A 25,663-nucleotide genomic window follows, 5' to 3' on the forward strand; every position below is an offset into this window, starting at 1 on the left:
AACCCGCCCCGACCGATCATTCTCAGAACTTGTAATTGACCCGCGTGTACAACGTGCGGCCAAACGGGTCGCCGTATTTCGGGTCGTAGCCGCTCTGGAACGTGTAGGTCTGATTGCTGAATGGCGGCTCGCGGTCGAACAGGTTTTTCACCCCGAGGGTCACCGCCAGGGTCTTGCGCCAGGTATAGGTGCCGGCCACGTCCCAGACGTTGTAAGAACCGACGTAATCGTGAGTCTCGCGATCCGAGTCGTGGTAACCGCTGGTGTAGCGGTTGGTCAGACTTGCGCCGAGCGGGCCGTAGTTCCAGCTGCCGGTCAGGCTGTGACGCCAACGGGCCACGGCGCCGGCCGAGGCAAAGTCGCCGCCACGAAAATCGCCGAGCTTGTCGATGTAGTCGCCCTTGAGCTGCTGCTGATAGTCGTAACGAGTGACGTAAGTGCCTTGCAGGCCGATGCCGAAATCGCCGTACGGTGTGCTCGGCAAGCGATAGTCGAAGCTCACGTCGACGCCGTTGGTCTTGATCTTGCCGAGGTTGGCCAGGCCAGTGACGATGTGATCGATGGAGCCATCAGGCTTGCGGATCAGGCGCTCCGAGTACAGCTCCGGGTTCTCGAACACCGCCGATTCGGGGAATTCGGCGATCTGGTTGGCGATGTCGATCCACCAGAAATCCAGCCCGGTGGTCAAGCGATCGAATGGCTGATAAACGAAACCGAGGGTGACGTTGCGTGCGGTTTCCGGGCTCAAGTCGGTGTTGCCGCCGGAGGTGCGATTGAACTGTTGGGCACAGTCGCGGTTGGCAATGCCGCCGTTGCTCGGGTTGCCACCGGCGCAAAGGCGCGGGTCGTTGTAGTTGGCATTGGTGAACGAGGTGAACGTCGGGTTGTACAACTCATAAAGCGACGGCGCACGGAAGCCTTCACTGTAGGCTCCACGCACCACCAGCTCCTTGAACGGCTGGAAGCGGAACGAGTATTTCGGGTTGGTGGTGCTGCCGAAATCGCTGTACTTGTCGTGGCGCACTGCGGCGGACAACTCAAGGCTGTCGAGCACCGGCACGTTGACCTCGGCGTACTGCGCCGAGACGCTGCGATCACCCTCCACACTGCCGTTGGGATCGACTCCCAGGCTCTGCACGTCGCCGGCAAACGCGGCGAAATCCTGATGGAAGTCTTCCTTGCGGTACTCACCGCCCAGCGCCAGCGCCGAAGGCCCTGCACCGAACCAGTCGCCTATTTCGCGGCTGATGCGCCCGTCAACCGCCTTGACCCGGCCCACCGCCGTCGCGTAATCGCCGTCTACCTCATTGGCCGCCAGCAACGCCGAACCGGCTGCCGTCTGCGGACCGAACGGGTTGATCACGCCGTTGGCAATGCCCTGGCTGACGGCGCGGTCATTCACATAACCGCTGCGAATCGTGTTGACCACCTTGTTCTGGTTGTACGACGCGCCGAGGTTGTAATCCCACCCCACCAGCGTGCCGTCGAAGCTCAACAGCAGGCGCTGACCGGTGTTGTCATCCTCATGCTGACGCGCACCGACGGCAGTTTCACGCCAGTTCACGTCCACCGGCTGCGTTGGGTCGAGGGCAAAACCGCTCGGGCCGGGCGTAATGCCGTTACCCGGATAGAACGCGGTGCCAGGATTGACCTGATTGCCCATCAAGGTGCCGGGCCCGATCTGCGTACGGTTTTCGTTGCGGGCCCAGAAGTATTCGAGGCTGACGTTGTGATCGTCCGACAGCTTGCCCGTAGCCTTGGCGAAGGCCGAGGTCTTCTCGGTTTCCGGCACCAAATCCAGGTAACTCCACAGGCTCTGGCGGCAGATGCCATTGCGCGACAGCAACCCCGGCGCATTGCAACCGGAACCGGCCAACGGGTTGGTAGCGTTGCTGCCCTGGCTCCAGTTGGCGGGCGACGCCGTGCCGGAGGTGTAATCGAGGCCGCGCCCCGGCTGGTAGTTATAGGTGTAACCCCGATCATCGGCGGCCAGGCGATTCTGCTTGTCATAGCTCACCACGCCGAAAACGTTGAAGCGATCATCCTGCAAATCACCGAACCCCCAACTGCCGCTGAAGTTGCGGCTTTCACCGCCACCGGAATGGGTCGGCGTGTCGTAGTTGGTGCTGATCTGGCCTTCGGTGAGACTGGTCTTGGTAATGAAATTGATCACTCCGCCGATGGCATCGGTGCCGTACAGCGCCGACGCGCCATCGCGTAGCACCTCTACCCGGTCGATGGCGGCGAACGGGATGGTGTTGAGGTCGACACCGGAGCCGTTGATGGCGTTGGTCGCGTTGTTGCTCAGGCGCCGACCGTTGAGCAGGACCAGTGTCTTGTTCGGGCCGATCCCGCGCAGGTCGGCGTAGGAAGCCCCGCCGCTGCTCGACCCCACCGAGCGCCCGGAGACCACCGAAGACTGGTTGGCCGAGATGCGGTTGACCAGCTCTTCAGTAGTGGTCACGCCCTGCTTCTGCAACTCCTCGACCCGCAGGATGGTGACCGGCACGGCGGTTTCGGCATCGACCCGACGAATCGCAGTGCCGGTGACTTCGACCCGTTGCAGTTGGGTGGTCGGTTCGTTCGCCGTGCTATTGGCAGCGAGGGCCGGCAATGTGTTGATCGCCAGCAGCAAGGCCAGGCTCAAAGGGGATTTAACGGGTGAAAAATGGATCATGAACAGCCATCCCTGCGTTTTGGTTTATGCAGGGATGTGCGATGGCGGATGTTGATTTATAGAGCGCGATTTAGACCGTTGGGTGCTGAGGTTATGCAAATTGCAGAATGACGCTTCATCAGACCAACGCCATTTCCCCGAGTAATCGGGTATCAAGCCCGAACCGCTCCTGCGAGACCATTCTGAACTGCCCCTCTGCCAGGTCGCAGCTCACCAGCAAGTTCCACGAATGCCGGGTTGCCGCCGATGGAATTAGTACAAACGGGTGCTCGGCCAGCAACGCATCGGCAAACAATTGCTGATTGGGTGAAGGCTGTGCAGGGCTCAGCCAGTAAGGGTTCGGCACCTCTTCGGGCTGCACGATTTTCACCTTCGCGTCGCTGATGACCTCAAAGCACGTCAACACATAAGGCTCGCTGTCCAGGGCATCAAAACTGCGGTTGGCTGCCACCTCAAGAATGGCCGAGGAAGGATCGACGGATGCGTAGACGACGCGTCGTCCTGGTATGTTCCATCGACCGCCTCTGAGCTTTGACCCCATCCCGCTGTCCCACGTCCCTCCATAAACCTCGCGATCCAGCCGCCACGCATACCAATGCTCGTCCCACGGCAAGGGGTTCATGGGTAAACCCCGTAAATAAGCTGCTGCAAATACTGCTCGACCATCTGAAAACCCAATGGATGCAGGGTCAACTCCAGCGGCACATGACCGTGAAAATAGGTAGAGGGTTTCTGCAGCCAGTCCTCCGCCCGTGGTTGCCCCCCGAAGGCCCGAATGGCCAACTCCAGCACCAATGCATATTGGTAGGCGATGACACTCTGCTGCGGGTCAAGCCGTACCGGCGTTCCTTCCTTCAGCAGCCGCCGTACCGTTCTGACCGACTTGCCAGTGATGAGTTTGACCACATCGCCTTGCTGGTAAAGCTCGGAGGTTGAAAGCATGTCGACGACATCGTTCAGCTCGAAACCTTCATCGGTAAGCCGAACAATCAGCAGGGCGTCATCACCGATGTTCCGGCCATGCACGAGCAATTCGACAGGCTTGCCCTCGACCTTCTTCAAGCCCGCCAACCGGGGTACTTTTGCGCTGGGCAACGCGACATCCTCCATGGGGCACCGGGCACGATCATCGCGCCACTGATGGCGAGCGGAATAAGCAGGCGTTTCGTATTCGAGGAGTGCAGTTCGCATGATCAATCCATTATCAGAGGCCTGAGTGATCAGGCCGTTAACGACTTCAATGTCATCGACGATGCTATAGATCACGCTTCCGACGGCCAACCTTAAAAAATCGTCGGAAATTTCCCCGTTTTCGCCCAAAGTCCGGCAACTTCCGTAGGACGCTGCCGAGCGTCATTCCGCCCTCAACTGCCGAAGTGATAACTCACATCCAGCCACCACTGGCGCCCGTACGGGTCGTAGTTGCCGGTGGGGTAATACGGCCATCCCGCCGAGTCGTCATGCTTGACCTGGTTGAGCACGTTGTTCACGGTCAGCCCGACACTCGCCCGGTCACTGAGCTTGTACCGCGCACTGGCGTTGAACACCGTCCACGGCGACAGACGCCCGTCGCCCGCGCCGTTGGTGACCGAGCCGTAACGAATCCCCATCAGCGTTGCCGTGGCCTTCTGGTAATCCCAGGTCAGGCTGGCGTTGACCTTGCTGCGCCAGTCGTAGTTGGTGCGCGAGGTGCGCCAGTCCTGGGTCGGGGCTTCGTCCGATTCCTTGTAGTAATGCGAGAGCACCAGGGTGTAGCCCAGCGTCGAACTGAACGCGCCGTACTGCCCGGCGCCCCAGCGGATGTTGCTCTTGAAGTCCAGGCCGCTGACCCGTTCGCTGGCGGCGTTGATCGCGTTCACCCGCACCCGCTGCAACTGGTTGGGATCGATGGCGGCATTGCCGGGATTGCGATCGACGCGCGCCAGGGTCGACTGGCAGTTGGCCGAGTTGATGTCCTGGGTGCCATTGCGGCATTCGTTCTCTTGCTGCAGCAGACGGTTTTCGTCGACGGTGGTCAGCAGGTCGTCGATCTCCACCCGCCAGAAATCGGTGGAGAAATCGAAATTGCGCGACGGCGACCAGACGAAACCGTAGGTCCAGGATTTGCCGCGTTCGGATTCCAGATCCGCCGTGCCGCTTTGGGTGTAATCGACCCGCCCGCGATCACAGGCGCCCTCCACGCCCTGGCTGCAACCGTAATAGTCGATCTGCGCCGGGTAGTAACCGTTGCTGTCGGATTGATAGATGTAGTTCAGGTCCGGGGCGCGGAAACTGGTGCCGTAGCTGCCGCGCACCAGCAGGCTGTTCACCGGCCGCCATTCCAGGCCGAGGTTGTAGGTCTTCTGCTGCTCGGTGCGGCCGCTGAATTTGTATTGGTCCCAGCGCCCTGCGGCTGTCGCCAGCACCGTGTCGGTGAGCGGAATGCTGAACTCGCCACCGGCCGCGTAACGCTTGCGCGAACCGCCGGAGCTTTGCGCCGGGGTCACGCCGTAGAAACTGCCGTCGTTGAGGCTGTCGTCCGGGTCGATGCGGTATTCCTGCTTGCCCGCCTCAAGCACGCCGGCGAATCCCACCGGGCCGGCCGGCAGGTCAAACAAATCGCCGTTGACCGACGCGTTGTAACTGGTCGACACCGACTTGCTGCTCTGCGTCAGGTTGCCGCGAAACTGCTCCCACTCCTGCGGCGTCAGTGGCCGGTCGAGGCGCGAGGCATCCGGCGCGAATACCGGGTAACCGCCACGGGTACCCAGTTGCGGGCCGAGGTAGAAGTCCTGGATTGACGACAGCGGCGTGTAACGGGTGGTGCGCACGCTTTTGTATTCGGAGCGGTTGGCCGCCAGTTCATAGTTCCACCCGGTGTCGGCGATCTTGTCGGAGAGGCCGAGGGTGCCGGTCCATGAGGTATCGCGCCACTTGCTGTTGTTGCGGGTGCGCCCGCCGATTTCCTCTTCACCAAAGCGCCGATACCAGCGCTCCAGATTGCCGCTGTTCTGGTTGATGAAATCCGGCGAGGTGAAGCTCGGGCCACGCGTGTTGTTCTGGATGTGATCGAGGCCGTACATCAGATCGGCGAAGACCTGGCCGCTGTCGCTGAAATGCCAGGTGCCACGGGTATAGCCGTCGTAGTTTTCCTTCTGGGTCTGCACCGTCCAGTAATCGTTGTACATCTGGTCGGTGCGGCAACGTCCGCCGCTGTTGAACAGCTTGTTGTCGAACGTGCCTTGATAGGCGCCGCAACCGGGTCCCAGATAGCGGTTGTTGGTCAGGTCGCGACGGTAGCCGACATCCGCCAACGGCCCGCTCTGCATGAAACCGCGATCATCGGCCCAGATCGGATCGCGGTTGGTCAGTTCAAGTCCGAACAAACCGTCGAAGTCGCCCCAGCTGCCGCCGCCGCTGATCTGCAAGCGCTGGTTGTCACCGCCCCCGCGCTCGCTGGTGCCGCCCTTGAGGTTGACGTCGACGCCATTCATTTTGTCCTTGAGGATGATGTTCACCACCCCGGCAATCGCGTCCGACCCGTAGATCGCCGAGGCGCCGCTGCTGAGCACTTCGATGCGGTCGATGATCGCCGACGGAATGTTCGCCAGGTTGGTGAAGTTGACCTTGCCATCGTACGGCGTCGGGTAATCGGCGACCCGTCGGCCATTGATCAGCACCAGCGTGTGGTTGGGGCCTAGGCCGCGCAGGTTGAGGGCGCTGGCAGCCGGTTGCCAGGTGTTGCCGTAGTCTTCGCCCTGGGTCATGCCGGTGTTTTGCGTTTGCGTCGCGAGCGCGTCGTAGACGTTCTTGTAGCCGCGCGCTTCCATTTCTTCGTGGGTGATGACGTTGACCGGCGTCGCGCCATCGCTCTGCGCCCGGGCAATCCGCGAGCCGGTGACGGTGACTTTTTCCATGCGGTAATCGGCGTTGCTGGCGGGTGCCACAGCAGCGGCTTTCACGGGCGCGGCGCTCGGCGCATCGGCCGGGCGAATGCTCAGGCCCTGAGTGCCCTGCTCGACTTGCAGACCGCTGCCGATCAAGGCCTTTTCCACCGCTTGCCTGCCACCCAACGCACCGCGCACCGCACTGCTGCGCTTGCCCTGAACCAGACTCTGACTGAAGGAAATCGGCACGCCGGTCTGGCGCGAGATGTCCAGCAGGACCTCGTCGAGGGCCCCGGCGGCAATGTCGAAAGTAAAGACCTGAGCGGCAGCGTCTTGTGCCAGAACGGCGACCGGAGCCATGCCCGTCGCCAGTACGATGGCCAGCGTCAGGCGGGACAATTGTTGTTGTTTGAATGAGAACATCGAGGGGCTTCCCTGTTGAAGGCGTCTGCAGGGAATGAGCAGCGGGCCGGCGCTTTTTATAGGGGGACGGATAGACCAGGAAGTTATGGATTTATAACCGCGCTTCGATGCTCACCCAGTACGGGTTGTGCCAGGTGACGCGGATTGGCAGCGAACGCTCCAGCAGTTGCAGCGTGCGGTCGCTGTCGTCCAGCGAATAGAGACCGCTGAGGCGCAAACCGGCGACCTCGGGGCTCAGGTGCAGGATGCCGCGACGGTAGCTGCGCAGGCTGTCGATGACTTCGCTCAAGGGCCGATCGCGCACTTCAAGCCGCCCTTGCACCCAGGCACTTTCCTGCCCTTTGCTGGGTTCCAGCGCGAGGATTTCCTGCCTGTTGAACAGCAGACTTTCGCCCGCCTCCACCACTTGCCGCGCGCCGCTGGCGGTGACCACTTCGACCTGTGAATGCAGCATCACCAGCCGCGTCGAATCCTCACCGCGCTGCACCAGGAATTTGGTCCCGAGCGCACGCATCCGCCCATGCCCGGTTTCGACCACAAACGGTCGGGCCAGATTTTTCGCCACATCGATCAGCAGCTCACCGCTGCGCAGGTCCAGCAAACGTTCGAGATTGTTGAAGCGCGGCACCACGCGGCTGCGGGCATTGAGGGTCAGAGCGCTGCCATCCTCCAGCGTGAATTCCCGACGCTCGCCGGTACCGGTCGACAACTCGCCGGCCTCGGGCAACCAGCCATAACGTCGACCGAGCAAACCGGCCAGCACCGCGATCCCGAGTACGCTCAAACTGCCGCTGAGGAATCGACGCCGACTGGACGGTGCATTCAGGCTGTGCAACACACTCTCACGCGGCAAACCACGAAGGTTCGAATGGCGAAGCAGGTTCAGCCCGCCGCCCATTTGCTCGATGATCTGCTGATGCCGTGGATCCGCCGTGCGCCAGGCGTCGAAGGCGGCGCGCTCCTGCAAGCTGACATGCCCCGATTGCAGCAGCGCCATCCATTGCGCCGCTTCGTCGATCAGCGTTTCGTCCGGCCTCATGCCTGCATCGCCTGATAGCAACGTTTGAAGGCTTCGACCATGTATTGCTGCACACGACTGGTGGACACGCCGAGGCGTTCGCCGATTTCGCTGTAGGTCAGGCCGTCGAGCTGGTGATAGAGAAACGCAGCCTTGGCTTTGGCCGACAGGCCATTGAGCAAGCGATCCACCGCCAGCAGCGTTTCGATCACCAACTCCCGTTCCTCGGGCGACGGATGCACCGGCTCCGGCGCCAGTGCCAGGCTTTGCAGGTAAGCGCGCTCCAGGTCCTGCCGGCGCCAGCCTTCGTAGACCAGCCGCCGGGCAATCGTGGTCAGCAGCGCGCGGGGTTCGCGAATCGCCAGCGGATCGGGAAGTGCCAGGACCCGAAGAAAGGTTTCCGAAGCAATGTCCTGTGCGCTGTGCGGGCAGCCGAGGGTACGGCTCACCGCTGCGCACAACCATCGGTAGTCCTTTTGGAACATCTGCCCGATGACCTGGTAATGCGGGTTGTGACTCCCCATGCCTTACTCCCTGAAAACGGGCTCCACCCGCTGCGAAAATCCATGGATACGCCGGGATCTTCCGGCGGTGATCAGGGGTGCGACTGTGCAATAGCGCCTGAGACATTTGAAGTAATAAAAAATCAGGATCAGCAAACCTTTGAGAATAAGGCACCTCATCGCCACGGCAACATTGGCTGACACAACGTTGATCTCGATCAGTGGCGCCGACCACGCCAGTCTCTAACCTTGCGCCTCCATCGATAGCCACGGACGGTTCACCGGGAGCCTGCGGCTGACTTTTCAAGGAAGAGCAATCATGCGATCACTCAACATCATTCTTCTGTCGTCGGCGTTCAACGGCCTGACTCAGCGTGCCTGGCTGGAACTGCGTCAGGCCGGTCACTCACCCAGCGTGGTGCTGTTCACCGATGAAGCCGCCGTGTGCGAACAGATCGAAAACAGCGGCGCAGATCTGGTGATCTGCCCGTTCCTCAAGGATCGCGTTCCCCACGCGCTGTGGAGCAATCCGCAGCGTCCGGTGGTGATCATTCACCCCGGCATCGTCGGCGATCGCGGTGCCAGCGCACTGGACTGGGCGATCATGCGCGAGCTGCCGTCTTGGGGCGTAACCGCCCTGCAAGCGGTGGAAGAAATGGACGCCGGTCCGGTCTGGACCACCTGCGAATTCAACCTGCCGACCGGCCTGCGCAAATCCGAGCTGTACAACGGTCGGGTCAGCGACGCGGCGATCTGTTGCATCCGTGAAGTGGTGGAGAAATTCATCGACGGCCTCGAGCCGGTGGCGCTGGATTACAACGATCCGACAGTGCGCGGGCGTTTGCAGCGGAACATGAAACAGGACGACCGCACCTTCAGCTGGCACGACTGTTCGCGCTTCATCAAGCGTTGCATCGATGCGGCGGACGGCCAGCCCGGCGTACTCGCCAGCCTCGCCGGCGGGCAGTATTACGTGTACGACGCGCACCTCGATCAGCGCACCGGCATGCCCGGCGAGATTCTCGCGGTACACGACGACGCGGTGCTGGTGGCGACCGGTGATCACAGCCTGTGGATCGGCTCGTTGCGGCGCAAACCGCAACCGGGTGAAGAAACCTTCAAGCGTCCGGCGCGGCATGTCCTGGCCGGGAAGTTGTCTGGTGTGCCGGTGCTGGACTGGTCGGTTGCCAACGCGCCTTTCAGCGACGAGGCGTATCAGCCGATCCGTTATCGCGAGTCCGGGCAGGTCGGCGAGCTGACGCTGGAGTTCTACAACGGCGCCATGAGCACCGAGCAATGCCGGCGTATGGTCGAGGCCCTGCGCTGGGCCAAATCCCGCGACACTCAGGTGCTGTTGATCAAGGGTGGACGCGGCAGTTTTTCCAACGGCGTGCATTTGAACGTGATTCAGGCCGCCGAAGATCCGGGCGCCGAAGCTTGGGCCAATATCCAGGCCATCGATGATGTGTGCGAAGAATTGCTCAGCGCACGGCAACTGGTGGTCAGCGGGGTTACCGGCAATGCTGGCGCCGGTGGCGTGATGCTTGCCCTGGCGGCTGACCTCGTGTTCGCCCGTGCCGATATCGTGCTCAATCCGCATTACAAGAGCATGGGCCTGTACGGCTCGGAATACTGGACCTACAGCCTGCCCCGCGCCGTCGGCCCGGCGATGGCTGAACAACTGACCCAGGCCTGTTTGCCGGTCAGCGCTGCGCAGGCGCTGCAACTGGGCATGATCCAGGAAATCGGCCCGCACTGTCCGGACGAGTTCTCGTTGTGGCTGCTGCAACGGGCCAACAGTGTGCTGAGTGATCCGACTTATGCTGCGGTGCGGGAGCGCAAGCTGAGGGTCGATCATGTGTTGATTCGTCAGTGCCGCGAGGCGGAGCTGCAGGAGATGCAGGAAGACATGCTGTACAACCGCAATCAGTTTGCCGAGAAGTGCCGCAACTTCGTCTACAAGCGCAAGACTTGCTGTACGCCGGCGCGGTTGGTGGAGGATTGGGCTCGGGTGCGTGAAGTCGAAGTGGCTGACTGAACAATGACGCGGTCCCGGGGCTGCCCTTACAATGCGGGCACCTCAACCACCGGCCCGCCCATGGACATCGACCTCGCCCGCACCTTTCTGGAAATCGTCCGTCACGGCAGCCTCGCCGCGGCGGCGGAAAAGCTGTTCGTCACGCAAACGGCAATTACCGCCCGGGTCCAGAAACTCGAAAGCCAGTTGGGCAGCACACTGTTCGTGCGCAACCGCGCCGGTGCACGACTGACCGCTAACGGCGAGGCCTTTGTGGTCTACGCCAATCAGCTGGTGCAGACCTGGGAAGCGGCGCGCCGCGACCTGCCCTTGCCCGAGGGCTATCACAACGTGCTGCACATCGGCGGCGAAGTCAGCCTGTGCAACCCGCTGATGCTCAGTTGGGCCGCCGAGCTGCGGGAGAAAATCCCCGGTCATGCGTTGCGCATGGAGATCCGCGACGGCGAAAACCTGCTGCGCCAGCTCGAACTGGGGGTGCTCGACGCGGCACTGGTCTATCAACCGGAATACTGGCCGGGGCTGCAGGTCGAGCAGGTGCTGGAAGAGAAACTGATTCTGGTCACCACACCCGGCCGCCCTGCCCCCTACGTGTACATCGACTGGGGCCCGGACTTCCGCCGCCAGCACGACGCCGCCCTGCCGGAAAAGGCCAAGGCCGCCCTGAGCTTCAACCTCGGCCCGCTGGCCCTGCAATACATCCTGGAGAACGGCGGCAGCGGCTATTTCCGGACCCGGGTCGTGCGCACGTATCTGGAAAGCGGCGCGCTGGAGCCGGTGTCCAAAGCCCCGGAATTCGGCTATCCGACCTACCTCGTCTACTCCCGCGACCGCGACTCGGTGATCCTGCAACAGGCGTTCGATCTGCTGCGCGAAGTGATCAGGGCCGATGACGACTGGTCGCAGCGCTGGAACCCGTTGAGCTGACGGCCGCTATACACCGGAGCATGGCATTTGTGACCTGAAGGTTGCCCCAGCACAAACGGCGGGATCGGCTAATCTGCCGGGATAACGACAAAATCCGCAGGTGACCGCAGTGAGGCAGACCACCGAGGCATTTCGCAGCCGCTACCGTGCGGCGATCCATCCCCGCTACAACCCGTGGCTGCATGGCGCGTTCGTGCTGCTGTTCGGCGTGCTGGCCATCGGCGCGTTCTGGAGCAGCGTGCACCAGGTGCAGGCGCTGGAATGGCTGACCGTGCCGCTGACCCTGCTGTTCTTCAATTTCGGCGTGTACATGGTGCACCGCCACCTCGGTCATCATAAAAAGAGTTTCGCGCGGATGTTCTACGCCCGGCATGCCGGCGATCATCACAGTTTCTTCACCCCCGGCCACATGACTTACGACGGCGCCCGCGACTGGCGGGTGATTCTGTTCCCCGCCTGGCTGATCGTGCTGCACACCCTGGCGATCACCCTGCCCCTGTGGTGGCTGTTCGCGCAGGTCAACAGCAACGTCGCCGGGCTGTTCGGCGGCTGCATGGTGTTTGGCTACCTGACCTATGAAGTGTTTCACGCCTGCGAGCATCTGCCGCCGCAGAACCCGCTGACCCGCCTGCCGTGGATCCGCCAGATGCGCCGTCTGCACGAGCTGCATCACCGTCGCGAACGCATGCAGGAGCGCAATTTCAATATCGTTTTTCCGCTGATGGACTACCTGTTCGGCACCCTCTACTGGGAGCCGGAAACCGCCCCTTCGACCGATTCGAGAACGCCCATGACCCGCATGCAGCACACAGTCGACATCGCCGGTGATCCGGTTGCCGTCCTCGCCTACGCCGCCACCGTCAGCCGCTGGCCGGAGTGGCACCCGTCTTCGCTGAAGATCGACGGCCCGAGTGGTGCATTGCATGCCGGCGCGCGATTCGACGAGGACATCCACGCCGGCGGGCGCGAGGGGCATTTGCGCTGGGAGGTCACCGAGTATCTGCCCGGTCGGCGTTGGTGCGCCCGGGCCCAGGGTGATCAGGGGCTTTCGTTGCTGCTGACCTATGAATGCTCGGCGCAAAACGATGCCACGCGGTTCGTGCGCACCCTCGATTACCAGTTCGAGGGCATCGGTATGCGTATTGCCAACCACCTGTTGCTCAAGCGTCGCATCGATCGTGAATCGGCGGCGTCGATGCTCGCCCTGCGTGACATGGCGACCCGGCACCTGGCACTCGCGGGAGCCCACGTGTGAGATGGCGTTATCTGCTGTTGCTGCTGGTTATCGGGGTTCTGGGCTTTTTGCTGTTGATGCCGACCAAGGTCGAGCCCATCGCCTGGACGCCGCCACCGGCGCCCTCGCTGACCGAAGGCCAATTCGTTGACAACCAGCGGCTCAAGAGCGCGGCGCAGGTCGGTCCGAGCGACATCGAAGGCCCGGAAGCGCTGCTGCTGGAAAACGACTTTCTGATCACCGGCCTGCACGACGGGCGCCTGCTGCGCACCAGCCTCGACGGCCAGCAACGCAAGGTGCTGGCGGATACCGGCGGGCGGCCGCTGGGGCTGGCGCGGCATCCCAACGGTTTGCTGGTGATCGCCGATGGGGTCAAGGGTTTGCTGTCCCTCGATGCGCAGGGTCGGCTGGTGGCGCTGACCACCGAAGCCAATGGCCTGCCGTTCGGGTTTACCGATGACGTGGCCATCGACAAGTCCGGGCATTACGCCTACTTCAGCGATGCTTCGAGTCGTTGGGGTTACGGTCACGATGGTGAAGCAATCATCGAGCACGGCGGCGACGGACGCCTGCTGCGTTATGACTTCCAGACGGGCAAGACCGTCGTGTTGCTCGACAAACTGGAGTTCGCCAACGGTGTGACCCTCGGCCCGGAAGACGCCTATGTGCTGGTCAACGAAACCGGCGCCTACCGTATCAGCCGCTATTGGCTGACCGGCCCCAAAGCCGGCACTCACGACCTGTTCATCGACAACCTGCCGGGGCTGCCGGACAACCTCGCCTTCAATGGCCGGGATCGCTTCTGGGTGGCGCTGTACACGCCGCGCAATCCGCTGCTGGATCGCACCGCTGAACACCCGTTCGTACGCAAGATGATCGTGCGGGCGATGACCGTGCTGCCCAAACCGGTGGAGAAACGCGGGTTCGTGCTGGGGCTGGATCTGGAGGGCAAGGTGATCGCCAATCTGCAGGATGCCAGCGCCGGCAATTACTCGCCGATCACCACGGTGCGCGAGTATGGCGAGTGGTTGTACTTCGGCTCGCTGAAGGCCACGCACATGGCGCGGATGCCGCTGGAGGCAGCCTTGAAGTGAGGCGATGGCAGCCGGTCAGTTACTGGACCGATCGAACTTGTCCGGATCCTCATCCTCCGGCACTTCCTCGCTCTTGCGTTTCTCTTCAGGATTACGAACGGTGTGCGCCGGGCTATTGGGCTCGGGATGCGTGGGAACCGGGTCGAATGCGCCCTGCTCTTCACTAGGAAATTTTGGATCTTTCATAAGGCACCTCGCTGAGAGTCGCTATGTGAAGACTCTGAACATTCGAGGTGCCAGTCAGGGCTGTCGTTCCAGTCGCTTCACCACCGAAGGCCGGTGGCGCGACTGACGGTCAGGTTCGGGCCTGCAACTGCTCGACGATCTTGTCCTTGACCTGCAGGCGTTTCTCTTTGAGTTTCTTCAGGGTGTCGTCGCTGGGTGCATCCGAGGTCGCCGTCTCGGCCTTGACGACTTCGGCGTCCGCCTGGGAATACTTGTTGATCAGTGCATCCAGATGTGGATCCGCGGTGCGTCGTTGCTGGATCTCTTCCTTCGTAAGTTTCAAGTCCTGTAACAAATCATGAGTCACCGGCATGGAACACCTCCGTCAGTTGATCGGCAGCCAACGCGACCGATTGCGCTGGCCAGGTATCAGAATGGCCTCGGTTGACCGGTTCTGTCGACCACCTGTCAGACCAGCGGTGCCCGTTCGTCGCCCTTTCGCAAATGCGATAAAACCTTTGGTCGGCGACTTCCCTCCATTGAATAACGCTCACAAAAACCTGCGTGGAGAAACACCAATGGACGGATTCAAACTGCGTCATCTTTTTCTGGCCGTGGCCTTGAGCACTGGTATGGGCTCGGCCTTCGCCGCCACCGATAACGACTTCGTCGACAACGCCGCTGCCGGTGGCATCGCCGAGATCGAAACCAGCCGCCTGGCGCTGGAAAAAAGCCAGTCGGCCGACATCAAGGCCTTCGCCAACATGATGATCACCGACCACGGCAAGGCCAACGACGAACTGGCGACGATTGCCAAGGCCAACGACATCGAAGTGCCAGACACGACGACGCTGGTCAAACAGGCCAAGGAAAAGATCCTGGACATGCGCGATGAATCCTTCGATGCGGCGTACGCCAACAATCAGGTCAAGGCCCACGAAGAAGCCATCAAGCTGTTCGAGAAACAGGCCAACACCGTGACCGACGACAAGGTCAAGGGCACCACCGAGCTCAAGGGTTTTGCCCAGAAAATGCTCCCGGGGCTGCAAAAGCACCTGGCCGCCGCCAAGGAATTGCAGGCCAAGCACCCGAGCAAGTAACCGCAACTCACCTCAAGAGGCCGCCTCCATTGGACGCGGCCTCTTTGCATTGCACGCGAAAGATCAGCATTCCCGGCCACGCCGACTAGAGTTACCGGTGCGTTCCTTGCGGTAGATCAAAAATATCCTCGCGGGGACAAACAACTATTTCGAACGGCCAAGGTCATTCACTTCGCGCCGGTCATTTTCCAAAGAACCGACCCCCAATTCGCAATGGAGCAACAGGCACATGGCAGCACTGCAGGACAGCACACTCGATGCGATTAAAAACAAACAGGCACAACTGCTGGGCGAATGGATCAACGGACTGCAAACCAGCGGTGCTACCCGCAACCTCAAAGACCACGACGTGCAACAACAGACCACCGAGTTCCTGCAACTGGTGGTCAGCGGTCTGGAGAACGACAACGGCACCAACATCGCCGCGCCAGGCTGGGAAAACACTCGCCAGTTCCTCGAGAAGCTGTCCCACAGCCGTGCCCTGCTCGGTCAGGATTCGCAGCAGACCGCCAGTTTCATCTTCGCCCTCAAAGGCCCGCTGTTCACCTTGCTGCAAAGCCGTTACCGGGAACAACCGGCGCTGCTGGCCGAACAGCTCTGGGAAATCTCCGAACTGCTCGACGCGTTCGGCCTGCACACCCTCCGCACCTTCCAGAAATCCCGTGAAGCGGTGATCAAGCGCCAGCAGGAAGAACTGCTGGAACTGTCGACCCCGGTGGTCAAGCTCTGGGACGGCGTCCTCGCGCTGCCAATGATCGGCACCCTCGACTCGCAACGCACCCAGGTAGTGATGGAATCCCTGCTGCAACGCATCGTCGACACCGGTTCGGAAATCGCCATCATCGACATCACCGGCGTGCCGACCGTCGACACCCTCGTGGCCCAGCACCTGCTGAAAACTGTCACCGCGATCCGCCTGATGGGCGCCGACTGCATCATCAGCGGCGTGCGTCCGCAGATCGCCCAGACCATCGTCCACCTGGGCCTCGACCTGCAAGGCGTGGTGACCAAAGCCAATCTGGCCGATGCCTTGAAACTGGCGCTGACCCGCCTGGGCATCACCCTCGCCAAGACGGTTTAAGCGATGGAACGTATCCCGATTCTTCAGATGGGCGACTTCCTGCTGGTGACCATCCAGGTCGACATGCATGACCAGCTCGCCCTCACCCTGCAGGACGACCTGTCCGAGCGCATCAGCAAAACCTCGGCGCGCGGGGTGTTGATCGACATCTCGGCGCTGGACATGGTCGATTCGTTCATCGGCCGAATGATCGGCACCATTTCCGGGCTGTCGAAAATCATGGACGCCGAAACCATGCTGGTCGGCATGCAGCCGGCGGTCGCGATCACCCTGGTCGAGCTCGGCCTGAATCTGCCGGGCGTCAGTACCGCGCTGAACGTCGAGCGCGGCATGAAACTGTTGCAGGAACGAGTACGCCAGCAATGACCGTGCGCAGCAGCGGTACGCAACCGATTCATATCGAGCAGGACGTGGTGCTCGCCCGGCAACTGGCGCGCAAACTGGCCACCGAATGCGGCATGCGCCTGATCGACCTGACCAAACTGGTGACCGCCGTCAGCGAGCTGGCGCGCAACACCATGGTCTACGGCGGTGGCGGCGACATGGACTGGCAGATCCTCGACGACAACCACAAGGTCGGCCTGCGCCTGACGTTTCGCGACGAGGGGCCAGGCATTGCCGACATCAAACTGGCGATGACCGATGGCTGGACGTCCGGCAGCGGCCTGGGCCTGGGCCTGACCGGGGCCAAGCGTCTGGTGGATGAATTCGAACTGGACACTGCACCCGGCGAAGGCACCCGGATCACGATCACCCGATGGACATAAATATCAGCGGGAGTCTGACCCGAGTGCTGCCGATCGAAGACAGCAGCCAGATCGGCCATGCCCGGCGCACGGCGCAGCAACTCGCCGAGCAACACGGTTTCGATGAGCGCGATGCCGGACGAGTCGCGCTGGTGGCCACGGAACTGGCGAGCAACGTGCTCAAGCATGCGACGCACGGCGAAATGCATCTGCGGGTGCTGAAGCGGGCCGATGGATTCGGCCTCGAAATGCTCGCGGTCGACCGGGCCGGCGGCTTCGATCTCGATGCTTGCATGGCCGACGGTTTTTCCACGGGCGGGACGCAGGGGATCGGCCTCGGTGCGGTGTCGCGTCAGGCCGAAGTCTTTGATGTGTATGCCGACGCTCGGGGCGCGGTGTTGCTGGCGCGCCTGTATCCGCGAACCGACCGGCAACCGGATCTGCGCTTCGGTGTCAGTCAGCATTCACTGCACAACGACCCGGCGTGCGGCGACGTCTGGCATCTGGCGTTCAACGGGCCGGATATCAGCGCCCTGATCGTCGACGGTCTGGGCCATGGCGAAGACGCCGAGCGCGCCGGACGGGCCGGTGAAAAAGCCTTCGCCCTGACCCCCTTCGGCGCCCCGGTGCCGCTGATGGAAGACTTGCACCGGGAAATGATCGGCACCCGTGGCGGCGCGGTGGCATTTGCGCAGTTCCATGGCGAGCGTGACAGCCTGACCTATGCCGGTGTCGGCAACATCGGCGCCAGTCTGGTGACGGCCGACAAGTCCCGCGGACTCGCCTCGCACCCCGGAATCGTCGGCGGCCAATACCGAAAAGCCCAGCCCTTTGACTATGCTCACGTGAACGGACATCTATTGATCATGTACAGCGACGGCTTGCAGTCCCGTTGGAACCTTCAAGACTACCCCGGTCTGGTGCATCGCCATCCCGCCGTGATAGCCACCGTCCTGCACCGTGATTTCTGTCGCGGGCGCGACGATGTAACGGTGCTGGTCATTGCCCTGGAGGCCGCCCATGGCTGAGTCCCCGACCCTGAACAGCGCAGAACAGACCGCGCTGATCGCCCAATTGCAGAGCGAAACCGCCGCGTTGCGCGAAGAGCTCGACGAGACCAATCAGGGCGTGCTCGCCCTGTATGCCGAACTCGACACCCAGGCCGAACAACTGCGTCAGGCGTCCGACCTGAAAAGCCGCTTCCTGTCGTACATGAGCCACGAATTCCGTACTCCGCTGGGCTCGATCCTGAGCATCAACAGCCTGCTGGCCGACGAACTCGACGGCCCGCTCAGCCCCGAGCAACACAAGCAGGTCGCGTTTGTCAGCAGTGCCGCCCGGGAACTCAGCGACATGGTCGACGACCTGCTCGATCTGGCGAAGATCGAGGCCGGGCGCATCACCATTTCTCCGGCGTGGTTCGACATGTTCGATCTGTTCGCCGCACTGCGCGGGATGTTCCGGCCGATTGTCGATGCCACGGCCGTAGACCTGATTTTCGAAGAGCCGGTGGGCCTGCCGCGTCTCTTCACCGACGACAAGAAGCTGGCGCAGATTCTGCGCAACTTCATTTCCAACTCGCTGAAATTCACCACCCGGGGCGAAGTCCGGGTCTCGGCGCGCCTCGAAGGTCAGGACAAAGTGCGGTTCGCCGTCAGCGACACCGGCATCGGTATCGCCCCGGAATTGCACGGCACCCTGTTCGAAGATTTTTCACAGGTCGACTCGCCGCTGCAAAAACGCCTGCGCGGCACCGGGCTCGGCTTGTCGCTGTGCAAGCGCTTCGCCGAACTGCTCGGTGGCGAGGTCGGTGTCGAAAGTACGCCGGGCGTGGGCTCAAGCTTTTTCGTGATCATTCCGTTGGCGATTGCTCAGGAGAACGTCGATGAGACATGACATCCGTCTGTTGATCGTCGATGACAACGTCGCCACCCGCTACGCCCTGCGCCGACGCCTGGAGCGCCACGGCTACGAAGTGTTCGAAGCCGGCACCGGCGGCGACGGCCTGGCCCTGATTGCAAGTCAACCGCTCGATGCGCTGATTCTCGACGTCAACCTGCCGGACATGAGCGGGTTCGACATCGTGCGTAAACTGCGCACCGACCCGGGCACCGCCCTGCTCCCGGTGATCCACGTGTCAGCGGCGTCGATCCAGACCGGTGACATCATCACCGGCCTCGACGCCGGGGCCGATGCCTACCTGATTCACCCGGTCGATCCCGATGTGCTGCTGGCCACGTTGCGCACCCTGTTGCGAGTGCGCGACACGGAGAACGCATTGCGCGAAAGCGAGGCGCGTTTTCGCGAGATTTTCGTCAACATCTCCGCGCCCATCGCGGTGCTCGACGCCGACCTGAAAGTCCACGAGTGCAACCACGCCTTCTCCCAACTGATTCAGGACAACCGCGACCCGCAGACTCTCAGCGAATGCTTCGCCGAGGATCAGAGCGCGATCCTCGACGAACTGCGCCTGCGGCTGGAGGACGGCGAGCGCTGGAAAGGCACGCTGAACATGCGCGTGCAGGGCGAGATCCGCGAGACCGAGTGGCAGATTTCACCCTACCGCACCCCGAAACTGAGCCTGGTGTTCGTCGAAGACGTCACCGAGCATCGTCACCGCGAACGCTCGCACCTGGCGCGGCTGGACGACACCACCACGCAACTGGCCAAGGAAGTCGCCGACCGGGTTCGCGCCGAATCACAGTTGCTGCAAGTGCAGAAAATGGATGCGCTGGGCAAACTCACCGGCGGTATCGCCCATGACTTCAACAACCTGCTGACCGGGATCATCACTAGCCTGGAACTGATCCAGAAACGCGTCGCCGATGCCCGCCCAGACAAGGTCCGGTTCTACGCCGAAGCGGCCCTGAACTCGGCGATGAGCGCGGCCTCGCTCACCCATCGCCTGCTGGCTTTCGCCCGCCAGCAACCGCTCGACACCCGGCCGGTGGACATCAACGAGCACGTGCGTTCGCTTGAAGAGTTGCTGGTGCGCACCATCGGCGAACGCATCGCCCTCAAGCTTGAGCTGACCACCAAACCGGCCATCGCGCTGGTTGACCCGATCCAGCTGGAAAGCGCGGTGCTCAACCTGGTGATCAACGCCCGGGACGCGTTGCCCCAGGGCGGCAATATCTGGGTCAGCACCTACGCCGCGTACTCCCACGGCGATCCAAACCTCACCGACGGATCCTACGTGGCCTTGTCGGTGCGCGATGACGGCACCGGCATCGAGCACAACGTCATCGACAAGGTGTTCGAGCCATTCTTCACCACTAAACCGCTGGGCCAGGGCACCGGGCTGGGGCTGTCGACGATCTACGGTTTCGCCCGTCAGTCCGGCGGCGACGCGCACATCCGCAGTGTTGCCCGACGCGGTACTGAAGTGACGATCATGCTGCCGGCGACCAGTGACCCGACCGCCGCCGATGTGCCGCTGCCGACGATTGATCCGAAGGGCACTGGCGAGCATGTGCTGATCGTCGAAGACATGCCGTCCGTGCGGCTGTTCGTTACCGAAGTGCTGGAGGACGCCGGTTACCGCTGCACCCAGGCCGGCGATATCGAAACCGCGCTGGAACGCCTGCAGAACGATCCGTCGATCAACCTGCTGCTGACCGACGTCGGTCTGCCGCGCATGAGCGGCCGCGAACTGGCGGACGTTGCCCGGGGCTGGCGTGAAGGGTTGCCGATCCTGTTCATGACCGGTTACGCGGAAACCGCGATCAACCGCCAGGTGTTCCTCGGGGCCGGCATGGACATGCTGGTCAAGCCGTTCCAGATCCGTGAGTTGCTGGACAAGGTGCGCCGCACGCTCGACGGCGCCTGACACGCCACCATCGCGGGCAAGCCCGCTCCCACAGTTTTTGTGCCGTACACACATTCGTGAACACATCAGACTTTGTGGGGCGGGCTTGCCCGCGATGAGGCCGGCCCTGGCGACGCAATTATCGGCTCAAGGCACGGGCAAGAAACGGCGCGGTCCGGCTTTTCTTGCTCGCCGCCACTTTCTGCGGTGTCCCGGCCACGACGATCTTGCCACCCTGATCCCCCGCACCCGGCCCGATGTCGATCACCCAGTCACTCTGCGCCACCACGCGCATTTCATGCTCGACCACGATCACCGTATGCCCCGCCGTCACCAGCGTATCCAGTTGTTCCAGCAAGCGGTCGACATCCCTCGGGTGCAAGCCAGTAGTGGGCTCATCCAACACATACAACGTCGCACCGCGCTGGTTGCGCTGCAGCTCGGTGGCCAGTTTGATCCGCTGGGCTTCGCCGCCGGACAGCTCGGTCGCCGGTTGCCCGAGGCGCAAGTAACCGAGGCCGATATCGCGCAGCACCTCCAGCGAACGGCGGATTGCCGGTTGCTCGGCAAACACCGTCACCGCCTCGTCCACCGTCAGTTGCAATACCTGCGCGATGCTCAACCCCTGCCAGAGAATGGCCAGGGTCTCGGGGTTGTAACGCGCCCCGTGACAGGTCGGGCACGGCGCATAAACACTGGGCATGAACAACAATTCGACACTGACAAATCCCTCGCCTTCGCAGGTCGGGCAGCGACCCTTGGCGACGTTGAAGGAAAACTGCCCGGCGTCGTAACCCGCCGCTTTCGCCTCGTCGGTCGCGGCGAACAATTTGCGCACGTTGTCGAACAGCCCGGTGTAGGTCGCCAGATTCGAACGCGGAGTACGACCGATGGGTTTCTGATCGACCTGCACCAGACGCTTGATCGACGCCAGCCCGGCGCTGACCTGGCCGGTGCTGGCCGTCGGGGTCTCATCTTCGAGACTGAGTTCTTCCGGCTCGGCGTCACTGACGCTGCGCCCAAGCTGTGCGCCGACCAGCTCCAGCAGCGCCTGGCTGACCAGGCTCGATTTGCCGGAACCGGAGACGCCGGTGACCGAGGTAAAGCAACCCAACGGAAATTCGGCGCTGAGGTTATTGAGGTTGTTGCGGGTGACGCCATCTAGCTTCAGCCACCCAGAAGGCTTGCGCGCGGCACGGGTCGACCGTTGCTGTTCGGCGAACAGGTAGGCGCGGGTCTGGGAATGTTCGATGGCTGCCAACCCCGGCGGCGGACCGCTGTAGAGAATCTGCCCGCCCTTTTCACCTGCCGCCGGGCCGACATCGATCAGCCAGTCGGCGCGGCGCATGGTGTCCAGATCGTGCTCGACCACAAACACACTGTTGCCATCGGCCTTCAGACGCTGCAACGCCTCGAACAGCGCCTCGCCGTCAGCGGGGTGCAGGCCGGCGGAAGGTTCGTCGAGCACGTAGATCACGCCGAACAATTGCGAACCCAGTTGGGTGGCCAGCCGCAGACGCTGCAACTCACCGGACGACAGGGTCGGTGTGCTGCGCTCCAGGGCCAGATAACCGAGGCCGAGATCGGTCAGGGTGCTGACCCGCTCCAGCAAGTCCTCGGCAATGCGCTGCGCGGCCAGGCGTTTTTCCAGCGACAGGTTCGGCGTATGGCGCACGTCAGGCGCGTTGGCGTGGCCGCTGGCGCCATGAGCCACGCGCTGCTGGCGGGCTTCGCGGGTCTGGCTGTGGGTCAGGGTTTCGCCGGTTTCATCGGCCTGTTCCAGCCAACTCGCATCCGCCACCGGCTTCAAGACTTCGGCGACTTGCAGCAGCGGCATCCGGGACAGCTCGCCGATGTCACGCCCGGCAAACGTCACCGACAGTGCCTCGCGCTTGAGGCGTTTGCCATCGCACAACGGGCAGAGGCTGCCGAGCATGAATTGCGACACGCGCTTCTTCATCAGCGCGCTTTGCGAATGGGTGAAGGTGTGCAGGATGTAGCGCCGGGCGCCGGTGAAGGTGCCCTGATAACTCGGTTCCATTTTTCGCTGGAGGGCGACGCGGGTTTCTTCCGGCGTCAGCCCGGCGTACACCGGAACCGTCGGCGTTTCCTCGGTGAAGAGGATCCAGTCGCGCTGCTTTTTCGGCAGCTTGCGCCATGGAATATCGACGTCGATGCCCATGGTCACCAGGATGTCGCGCAGGTTCTGCCCCTGCCAGGCCAGCGGCCAGGAGGCCACGGCGCGTTGGCGGATGGTCAGATTCGGATCGGGCACCATCAACGCCTCGGTCACCTCGTAAACCCGGCCCAGTCCATGGCACTCCGGGCACGCGCCTTGTGGTGTGTTCGGTGAAAAATCCTCGGCATACAACATCGGCTGATTCGGCGGATAGCTGCCGGCGCGCGAGTACAGCATGCGGATCAGGCTCGACAGCGTGGTCACACTGCCCACCGACGAACGCGTACTTGGCGTGCCGCGCTGTTGCTGCAGGGCCACGGCCGGTGGCAGACCCTCAATGGAATCGACGTCCGGCACGCCAACCTGATCGATCAGCCGCCGCGCATAAGGCGCCACCGATTCGAAATAGCGCCGCTGGGCTTCGGCATACAGCGTTGAAAACGCCAGCGACGATTTGCCCGAGCCCGACACACCGGTGAACACCACCAGCGCATCACGGGGAATATCGACGTCAACGTTCTTCAGGTTGTGTTCACGGGCGCCGCGCACGCGAACCATGCCGGCGGCGGAATTGGAACTGCGCTTGGAGGTCATTGGTCAGCCTTGGTCAAGGGATTCGAAGCTCAGGCACTGAGCACGGTTCGGATCATCTGCAACAGCGCTTCGGGGCCGTAAGGCTTGCCGAGCAGATGCGTATCGGGGCTGAGCTGGTGGTTGCGCGAGATGATGTCGCGGGTGTGGCCCGAGGTGAACAGCACGGCCACCGGTGGCATCTGCACCTTGGCCCACGCCGCCAGATCGGAGCTCTTGATCAGGCCGGGCATGACCACGTCGGTGAAGATCAGGTCGACCCGAGCGCCTTCCATCAACACCTGCATGGCCGCGTCGCCATTGCCGGCGATCAGCACGCGATAGCCTTCTTCGCGCAACAACTCGACCGCCGAGGTGCGTACCGCTTCGTTGTCCTCGACCACCAGGATCGTCTCGTGGCCGCCCGTGAGATGTTTCTCCACGCTGGGCGGCGCTTCGCCCACCGGTCGCAGGCTGCGCGGAAAGTACAACTGCACTCGCGTGCCCTGACCCACCTGGCTGTCGATCTCGACATGCCCGCCGCTCTGTTTGACGAAGCCGAACACCATGCTCAAACCGAGGCCGGTGCCCTGGCCGTCGGCCTTGGTGGTGAAGAACGGTTCGAACACCTGCTCGAGCATGTGCGGGGCGATGCCGACGCCGCTGTCACTGACCGAAACCCGGACGAAATCCCCCGGCACGATGCCCTTGCCCGAACAGAACGCCCGGTCCAGTGAGAGGTTGGCGGCACCGAGCACAATCGTGCCCTCGCCTTTCATGGCGTCCCGGGCATTGATCGCCAGATTGAGAATGGCGTTTTCCAGTTGATTGCGATCGACGTTGATGTGCCACGGTTCGTCCGGCAGTTGCACCTCGATCTGAATGATTTCGCCCAGCGCCCGTTGCAGCAACTCGCCGACGCCTTCGAAGATCTGCCGAGGATCGCACACCGCCGGCGACAGCGGCTGACGCCGGGCAAACGCGAGCAGTTGCGAAGACAGCTTGGCGCCGCGCTCCACCGCCGCCAGCGAGGCGCCGACCCGACGCTGGACGTTGGTATTGTCCGGCTCATGGCGAGCCAGCAGATGCAGGTTGCCGGCGATCACTTGCAGCAGGTTGTTGAAGTCATGGGCCACACCGCCCGTGAGGCCACCGATGGCTTCGAGTTTCTGCGACTGGCGCAACTGCTCTTCGGCGGCGAGGCGCGCTTCGACTTCATCTGCCACACGCTGCTCGAGGTTACGGGTGAACTTGAGCAGGGATTCTTCGGCAATCTTGCGCTCGTGAATATCGATCAGCACACCGGGAAAACGGAACGGCCGGCCCTGCTCGTCGAATTCACAAGCGCCGCTGGCGAGCACCCACAGACAACTGCCATCGGCACGCACCACCCGGTACTCGGCGTTGTAGGGCTCGCCGGTACGCACCGAATTCTCCACGCACTCCTGTACCCAATTGCGATCGTCAGGATGAATGTGCGCTTCGGCGATATGTTGCGGCAGGTTGGTCAGGTCTTGATCCGGCGGGTAGGAAAATGTCCGGGCAAAACGCTCGTCGGCCGACAGCACATTGTTTCTGACGTCCCAGACAAAGGAGCCGATCAATGCGCCGGCATTCAGTGCCAGTCGCACCCGCTCGTTATCGGCGCGATAGGCATCTTCAGCGGCCTGGCGCAGACGCTCGGACAACACCAGTTCAGTGGTTTCCACCACCATCGCCATCACGCCCGAAGGCACCCCGGCATCGTTGGCCACCGGGCTGTAATACAAATCGAGCCAGACGTCCTCCGGCACCCCGTCGCGCAGCAGCACCAGAACTTTGTTGCGATACTCCAGGGTGCCACCCGCCAGGCAGGTGTCCACCACATGCCGGTTGAAATCGGCGACCTCCGGCCAGCCCAGCTCCACCGGTGATCCGAGCAGGTACGGATGCCGGCCGCCGGCGAATCGGGAATAGGCGTCGTTGTAGATCATGTAACCGGCATGGCCCCAGAGCATGACCATCGGCAGCGGCGAGGCCAGCATCAACTGCACCGTGCTGCACAGGCTGGCCGGCCAGGTTTCGAGAGAGCCCAGATCCGTGCCGCTCCAGTCGAACGCACGGATCCGCCCGGCCATCTCGCCTTGCCAGCCGTCACACCCATGGCTATCGGATAAAAACTGCATCGGCTGCTTCAACGCCTTGTGGTGGGTCCGGTTCTATCGCTGCGCGTTCAAGCGCCGCGCCCGTCTGTTTCG

21 protein-coding genes are annotated in these 25,663 nt (G+C 62.5%); 11 read left to right on the top strand and 10 right to left on the bottom strand.

The genetic code is table 11. The features are described from left to right. Positions 1–22 precede the first annotated feature (22 nt). The 6 genes from KJY40_RS16395 to KJY40_RS16420 form a co-directional block, all read right to left on the bottom strand. Positions 23–2,677, bottom strand: coding sequence for a TonB-dependent receptor (locus KJY40_RS16395; protein WP_230731199.1), 2,655 nt, complete (start codon positions 2,675–2,677; stop codon positions 23–25). Positions 2,678–2,795: 118 nt separating this feature from the next. Beyond that, positions 2,796–3,299: an RES family NAD+ phosphorylase gene (locus tag KJY40_RS16400; protein WP_230731200.1), complete on the bottom strand. Its 504-nt coding sequence runs from the start codon at positions 3,297–3,299 to the stop codon at positions 2,796–2,798. After that, positions 3,296–3,787 carry an antitoxin Xre/MbcA/ParS toxin-binding domain-containing protein gene (locus KJY40_RS16405; protein WP_230737708.1) on the bottom strand — a complete coding sequence of 164 codons (492 nt, stop codon included), beginning with the start codon at positions 3,785–3,787 and terminating at the stop codon, positions 3,296–3,298. Before KJY40_RS16405 ends, KJY40_RS16400 begins: the two co-directional genes overlap by 4 nt. Positions 3,788–4,041: 254 nt before the next feature. After that, a complete protein-coding gene (locus tag KJY40_RS16410) occupies positions 4,042–6,966 on the bottom strand; it encodes a TonB-dependent receptor (RefSeq protein WP_230731202.1) in 2,925 nt (974 codons plus the stop codon). Positions 6,967–7,057: 91 nt separating this feature from the next. Then, positions 7,058–8,005: a FecR domain-containing protein gene (locus KJY40_RS16415; protein WP_230731204.1), complete on the bottom strand. Its 948-nt coding sequence runs from the start codon at positions 8,003–8,005 to the stop codon at positions 7,058–7,060. After that, positions 8,002–8,508, bottom strand: a complete 507-nt coding sequence (locus KJY40_RS16420; RefSeq protein ID WP_011334510.1) for a sigma-70 family RNA polymerase sigma factor — start codon at positions 8,506–8,508, stop codon at positions 8,002–8,004. The genes KJY40_RS16415 and KJY40_RS16420 overlap by 4 nt, the downstream gene beginning before the upstream one ends. Before the next feature lie 298 nt (positions 8,509–8,806). Here KJY40_RS16420 and KJY40_RS16425 point away from each other — a divergent pair, with 298 nt between their 5' ends. The 4 genes from KJY40_RS16425 to KJY40_RS16440 all read left to right on the top strand — a co-directional run bounded on the left by KJY40_RS16425 (position 8,807) and on the right by KJY40_RS16440 (position 13,777). Beyond that, a complete protein-coding gene (locus KJY40_RS16425; protein WP_230731205.1) occupies positions 8,807–10,525 on the top strand; it encodes a hydrogenase maturation protein in 1,719 nt (572 codons plus the stop codon). A 60-nt stretch (positions 10,526–10,585) separates the two neighbouring features. After that, positions 10,586–11,449: a LysR family transcriptional regulator gene (locus KJY40_RS16430; RefSeq protein WP_230731207.1), complete on the top strand. Its 864-nt coding sequence runs from the start codon at positions 10,586–10,588 to the stop codon at positions 11,447–11,449. 109 nt (positions 11,450–11,558) lie between these two features. Beyond that, complete coding sequence (locus KJY40_RS16435; RefSeq protein WP_230731209.1) at positions 11,559–12,704, top strand: sterol desaturase family protein; 1,146 nt, start codon at positions 11,559–11,561, stop codon at positions 12,702–12,704. After that, positions 12,701–13,777, top strand: coding sequence for an SMP-30/gluconolactonase/LRE family protein (locus KJY40_RS16440; protein WP_230731210.1), 1,077 nt, complete (start codon positions 12,701–12,703; stop codon positions 13,775–13,777). Before KJY40_RS16435 ends, KJY40_RS16440 begins: the two co-directional genes overlap by 4 nt. Positions 13,778–13,792: 15 nt before the next feature. On the opposite strand, the gene KJY40_RS16445 is transcribed toward KJY40_RS16440, so the two are convergent. Both KJY40_RS16445 and KJY40_RS16450 read right to left on the bottom strand, forming a co-directional pair. Next, a complete protein-coding gene (locus KJY40_RS16445; protein WP_230731211.1) occupies positions 13,793–13,963 on the bottom strand; it encodes a hypothetical protein in 171 nt (56 codons plus the stop codon). 109 nt (positions 13,964–14,072) lie between these two features. After that, complete coding sequence (locus KJY40_RS16450; RefSeq protein WP_007959466.1) at positions 14,073–14,315, bottom strand: YdcH family protein; 243 nt, start codon at positions 14,313–14,315, stop codon at positions 14,073–14,075. Positions 14,316–14,520: 205 nt separating this feature from the next. Here KJY40_RS16450 and KJY40_RS16455 point away from each other — a divergent pair, with 205 nt between their 5' ends. The 7 genes from KJY40_RS16455 to KJY40_RS16485 all read left to right on the top strand — a co-directional run bounded on the left by KJY40_RS16455 (position 14,521) and on the right by KJY40_RS16485 (position 20,698). Then, a complete protein-coding gene (locus KJY40_RS16455; RefSeq protein WP_230731212.1) occupies positions 14,521–15,042 on the top strand; it encodes a DUF4142 domain-containing protein in 522 nt (173 codons plus the stop codon). A gap of 229 nt (positions 15,043–15,271) precedes the next feature. Beyond that, the gene (locus tag KJY40_RS16460) at positions 15,272–16,123 is read left to right on the top strand and encodes an STAS domain-containing protein (RefSeq protein ID WP_230731213.1); all 852 of its coding nucleotides are present in this window, start codon (positions 15,272–15,274) and stop codon (positions 16,121–16,123) included. A 3-nt stretch (positions 16,124–16,126) separates the two neighbouring features. Next, the gene (locus tag KJY40_RS16465) at positions 16,127–16,489 is read left to right on the top strand and encodes an STAS domain-containing protein (RefSeq protein ID WP_007959463.1); all 363 of its coding nucleotides are present in this window, start codon (positions 16,127–16,129) and stop codon (positions 16,487–16,489) included. Continuing rightward, complete coding sequence (locus tag KJY40_RS16470) at positions 16,486–16,890, top strand: anti-sigma regulatory factor (protein ID WP_115078142.1); 405 nt, start codon at positions 16,486–16,488, stop codon at positions 16,888–16,890. Before KJY40_RS16465 ends, KJY40_RS16470 begins: the two co-directional genes overlap by 4 nt. Further along, on the top strand, positions 16,887–17,897 hold the full coding sequence (locus tag KJY40_RS16475; RefSeq protein WP_230737709.1) for an ATP-binding protein: 1,011 nt from the start codon (positions 16,887–16,889) through the stop codon (positions 17,895–17,897). The genes KJY40_RS16470 and KJY40_RS16475 overlap by 4 nt, the downstream gene beginning before the upstream one ends. Continuing rightward, positions 17,890–18,765 carry a sensor histidine kinase gene (locus KJY40_RS16480; protein ID WP_230731214.1) on the top strand — a complete coding sequence of 292 codons (876 nt, stop codon included), beginning with the start codon at positions 17,890–17,892 and terminating at the stop codon, positions 18,763–18,765. The genes KJY40_RS16475 and KJY40_RS16480 overlap by 8 nt, the downstream gene beginning before the upstream one ends. Further along, positions 18,755–20,698 (top strand): response regulator, encoded by a 1,944-nt coding sequence (locus tag KJY40_RS16485; protein WP_230731215.1) that lies wholly within the window; start codon positions 18,755–18,757, stop codon positions 20,696–20,698. Before KJY40_RS16480 ends, KJY40_RS16485 begins: the two co-directional genes overlap by 11 nt. Before the next feature lie 118 nt (positions 20,699–20,816). Here the strand turns inward: KJY40_RS16485 and KJY40_RS16490 are convergent, their stop codons facing one another. Then, positions 20,817–23,450, bottom strand: a complete 2,634-nt coding sequence (locus KJY40_RS16490) for an excinuclease ABC subunit UvrA (protein WP_230731217.1) — start codon at positions 23,448–23,450, stop codon at positions 20,817–20,819. Between the two features lie 29 nt (positions 23,451–23,479). Further along, on the bottom strand, positions 23,480–25,591 hold the full coding sequence (locus tag KJY40_RS16495; RefSeq protein WP_230731219.1) for a hybrid sensor histidine kinase/response regulator: 2,112 nt from the start codon (positions 25,589–25,591) through the stop codon (positions 23,480–23,482). Positions 25,592–25,663 lie beyond the last annotated feature (72 nt).

It is taken from the genome of Pseudomonas fitomaticsae, from assembly GCF_021018765.1.
GTDB classification, from domain to species: domain Bacteria; phylum Pseudomonadota; class Gammaproteobacteria; order Pseudomonadales; family Pseudomonadaceae; genus Aquipseudomonas; species Aquipseudomonas fitomaticsae.

Bases quoted from the DNA above. Each gene is read 5' to 3' on its own strand.
- KJY40_RS16445 (WP_230731211.1), bottom strand. From the start codon at position 13,963: ATGAAAGATCCAAAATTTCCTAGTGAAGAGCAGGGCGCATTCGACCCG.
- KJY40_RS16495 (WP_230731219.1), bottom strand. From the start codon at position 25,591: ATGCAGTTTTTATCCGATAGCCATGGGTGTGACGGCTGGCAAGGCGAG.
- KJY40_RS16455 (WP_230731212.1), top strand. From the start codon at position 14,521: ATGGACGGATTCAAACTGCGTCATCTTTTTCTGGCCGTGGCCTTGAGC.
- KJY40_RS16425 (WP_230731205.1), top strand. From the start codon at position 8,807: ATGCGATCACTCAACATCATTCTTCTGTCGTCGGCGTTCAACGGCCTG.
- KJY40_RS16470 (WP_115078142.1), top strand. From the start codon at position 16,486: ATGACCGTGCGCAGCAGCGGTACGCAACCGATTCATATCGAGCAGGAC.
- KJY40_RS16405 (WP_230737708.1), bottom strand. From the start codon at position 3,787: ATGGAGGATGTCGCGTTGCCCAGCGCAAAAGTACCCCGGTTGGCGGGC.
- KJY40_RS16410 (WP_230731202.1), bottom strand. From the start codon at position 6,966: ATGTTCTCATTCAAACAACAACAATTGTCCCGCCTGACGCTGGCCATC.
- KJY40_RS16395 (WP_230731199.1), bottom strand. From the start codon at position 2,677: ATGATCCATTTTTCACCCGTTAAATCCCCTTTGAGCCTGGCCTTGCTG.
- KJY40_RS16465 (WP_007959463.1), top strand. From the start codon at position 16,127: ATGGAACGTATCCCGATTCTTCAGATGGGCGACTTCCTGCTGGTGACC.
- KJY40_RS16420 (WP_011334510.1), bottom strand. From the start codon at position 8,508: ATGGGGAGTCACAACCCGCATTACCAGGTCATCGGGCAGATGTTCCAA.
- KJY40_RS16460 (WP_230731213.1), top strand. From the start codon at position 15,272: ATGGCAGCACTGCAGGACAGCACACTCGATGCGATTAAAAACAAACAG.
- KJY40_RS16450 (WP_007959466.1), bottom strand. From the start codon at position 14,315: ATGCCGGTGACTCATGATTTGTTACAGGACTTGAAACTTACGAAGGAA.
- KJY40_RS16490 (WP_230731217.1), bottom strand. From the start codon at position 23,450: ATGACCTCCAAGCGCAGTTCCAATTCCGCCGCCGGCATGGTTCGCGTG.
- KJY40_RS16415 (WP_230731204.1), bottom strand. From the start codon at position 8,005: ATGAGGCCGGACGAAACGCTGATCGACGAAGCGGCGCAATGGATGGCG.
- KJY40_RS16480 (WP_230731214.1), top strand. From the start codon at position 17,890: ATGGCTGAGTCCCCGACCCTGAACAGCGCAGAACAGACCGCGCTGATC.
- KJY40_RS16485 (WP_230731215.1), top strand. From the start codon at position 18,755: ATGAGACATGACATCCGTCTGTTGATCGTCGATGACAACGTCGCCACC.
- KJY40_RS16400 (WP_230731200.1), bottom strand. From the start codon at position 3,299: ATGAACCCCTTGCCGTGGGACGAGCATTGGTATGCGTGGCGGCTGGAT.
- KJY40_RS16430 (WP_230731207.1), top strand. From the start codon at position 10,586: ATGGACATCGACCTCGCCCGCACCTTTCTGGAAATCGTCCGTCACGGC.